The following is a 2981-nucleotide window of genomic DNA, read 5'->3' on the forward strand; positions in this document are numbered from 1 at the left end:
TGCATTAACCCCCTCTTTTTTTGTATTTGCTTTTATTGCCGCTATCAAAATGATGCTTTATCACATCCTACTCTCTCTTTTAAATCGCTTGGATAATTCATCTTCTACTCCTTAAAGCCTTTTATATCACACTTTTTTATTCATGAATACAGGTTCTTATACAAAAGACCATACCGTGATTGCAGAGTGATGACGATGGCGGTTTGATAGCGGGAGTGATTCTATTCAAGATATACAATTTTATGCAGTTCTGTTTTTAGGGGAAAATTTATAAAAAAGCTTTACCGATGATTCTTACTAAAAATTTCTCCTAAAAAAGGCTTCCTTAAGGGTATTTTCAAGTCATCTTATTGCTTACGTAGCGAACAAAAAGTTCCCCCTGCATAAAACCTAACTTTTTTTAGTCATTAGAATCTCTTCCTAATCTACATTTATATTCTTTAAAGTAGAAGAGCCAGTTTTTTAATTTTTTAACTTGAAAATTTCTTCCAAAGTAGCGAAAATACTAAAGAATCAATGCCTATTTTTTTCATTGGAAAGCTGTTTTTCGCAGATAAATTCACGAAATTTCATGGGACCAAAAACGAAATAATGTGCACGAAAAGCCATAATGGCAACCTTTGAAAGTTTTTCGATACAATTTATACTTTCTATCAAGATGCGTCTATCTTTTTCTTTTTTTAAACGAGATAGCTTGTCTTTCAAAATTTCAATACTCATGCAAAGCGTATAACACTGCATGCGAATACGATCTCCATCTTTATCAAGCGCAAGAGGCATTGCAACAAACAAGATATCCTTACACGTCACCGGCGCAAGCAAATGATCTGAAATTGTGTCACAATATCCTTTGCTTCCCGTAAAAATTGCTATAAAAATATACGCATAAAAAAACCGCACAGCACAAAAAATTCAACAGTCAACATCTAAAAGATACATTGAATTCTAGGTAATTTTTTTTTAAGGTTAATATAAACAAAAGTTTTATTAGCAGTGTGTCTTTTTAACCCTCCTTGATTTTAAACCTGCATCAATCATAATTGTAAATAAGCTTTTTTTAATTAGTGCGTTATGCAAGAACCTGTCTGTACGTCCCGTGTAGCGTTTTGTCAACTCGTCAGTTTTTTATGGAAATGTTGCCTATATACACCTTGGTGTGCTTTATTTCTAATTTTGTGTCCATTGCTTTGGGCAGCAGAGTTGTCTTTGATTCCTTATGCTATTGGGAAATTTTTAGATTGCCTTCATCCTCGTGTTAGCTATCAAGAGGTGCTGGGCCCGGTGCTCATTTTTTTTTCTGCACTACTAATGGTTCTTTTCTCGTATCGTCTTTTTAACTATATGATAGGCATTCGCATGGTTCCAAAATTACGATCTCGCTTGGCAGGTTTGGGGCTGCAGGGAGTTTTTAATATGCCCTATTCCGCACTTAAAGAGGAACTTCCTGGAAAAATTTCAGGAAAAATCTCTGATTTACCAAAAGTTATTCCAGAGCTATTAGAAATGTTCTGTTGGAAAGTTCTTGCTCCTTTAATCGCGCTTACGCTGAGTTTAATCCTTTTGAGCCAAAAAGATAAAATTTTTGCGCTAATCACTTTTTTTTGGGCAGTTCTTTTTATTACTGGAAATTTAGTAATGGTTCCCTATTTAATTCAACGGTCTGCGAATTTTGCTCAGTATGGGAATCAAATTTTAGGAGTGATTTCTGATTCTGTGTTAAATGTTTTTACAGTAAAAATATATACCAGTGAAGAAAAAGAAGAAAACTATTTACAGCAAAACTGTAAAAAAGGAGAAAAATCAGAAAGACAATTGCAATGGGCATATTTTTTTTTACATCTGTGTTTGTCTTTACTTTACGTTATAACACTGACGGTAACACTATACGTTGCTTTTCATCGCTTTAAAAAAGGAAAAATTTCTATAGGGGATTTGGCCGTAGTTATGAATCTTAATCTTGGAATTTCACATGTATTATGGGAAAGTAGTTTTGAATTCAGTCGTATCGCTCAACATTTAGGGCGTATGAAACAAGTACTGGAAATGTTTTATGTACCACCAAAATTTATTCAAAACTTTCCTGAAAAAGGACAAAAAAATGTAAAAGCCGTTATTTTTCAGCACCCTCCCTCTGTGCGTTTTGATCATGTCACCTTTTCTTATTCTCAAGAGGTCTCTTTATTTGAAAATCTTTGCCTTACCATCAATGCTGGAGAAAAAGTTGGGCTTGTGGGATATTCTGGCGCTGGAAAAACATCCTTTGTTCAACTGATGTTAGGACTTTACCCTGCCCATTCAGGAAAAATTTTAGTCAATGACATCCCTATTAATGATATGAATCTTCAATTTTTTTATCAAAACATTACTTTTATTTCCCAAAATCCACAATTCTTTCGTCGCACGATTTGGGAGAACTTAATTTATGGAAGTGAAAATGCTACCTTGGAACGTGTGAACTATGCTTGTAAGCAAGCGGGAATTTTTGACCGCATTCAAGGACTTCCTAATGGCTATCAAACACTTTTAGAAGATCAGGGGGCTCCCCTTTCTGGAGGGGAAAAACAGCGTCTAAGCATTGCAAAAGCCTTTTTAAGAAACTCTCCTCTTTTGATCCTTGATGAGGTCACTGCTCAGCAAGACGCGCTTACAGAGCAAAGTATTCAGTTAGCATTGCACGAATTAATGAAAAATAAGACCTCTATTGTTATTGCGCATCGCTTAAAGGTTGTAACACTTATAGACCGTCTTTTTGTGTTTAATAATGGGAAGATCGTTCAAACAGGACCTCATCACCTTTTGCTTCAACAAAACGGACTGTATAAAAAACTTTGGGAGGCTCAGAATTCTCTCACTTCTCTTACGAGATAAATAAGTACAAGGGACATAGAAAATGGAAGCTTTTAACTAAAAGATCTTTTTTGTTAGAATTGGTAAAGGAAGTCTTTTAAAAGTCTCTAAAAATGATTATATGTAAATTTTGT

At 34.6% G+C, this 2981-nt stretch carries 2 protein-coding genes; one reads left to right on the forward strand and one right to left on the reverse strand.

The window, feature by feature from the left end; translation table 11 throughout:
* Window positions 1–513: 513 nt before the first annotated feature.
* Window positions 514–900 carry a hypothetical protein gene (locus K737_RS02070; RefSeq protein ID WP_006294373.1) on the reverse strand — a complete coding sequence of 129 codons (387 nt, stop codon included), beginning with the start codon at window positions 898–900 and terminating at the stop codon, window positions 514–516.
* Window positions 901–1071: 171 nt separating this feature from the next.
* Between K737_RS02070 and K737_RS02075 the strand changes: the two genes are divergently transcribed.
* On the forward strand, window positions 1072–2868 hold the full coding sequence (locus tag K737_RS02075; RefSeq protein WP_006294375.1) for an ABC transporter ATP-binding protein: 1797 nt from the start codon (window positions 1072–1074) through the stop codon (window positions 2866–2868).
* Window positions 2869–2981 lie beyond the last annotated feature (113 nt).

The organism is Holospora undulata HU1 (genome assembly GCF_000388175.3).
Classification (GTDB): domain Bacteria; phylum Pseudomonadota; class Alphaproteobacteria; order Holosporales; family Holosporaceae; genus Holospora; species Holospora undulata_A.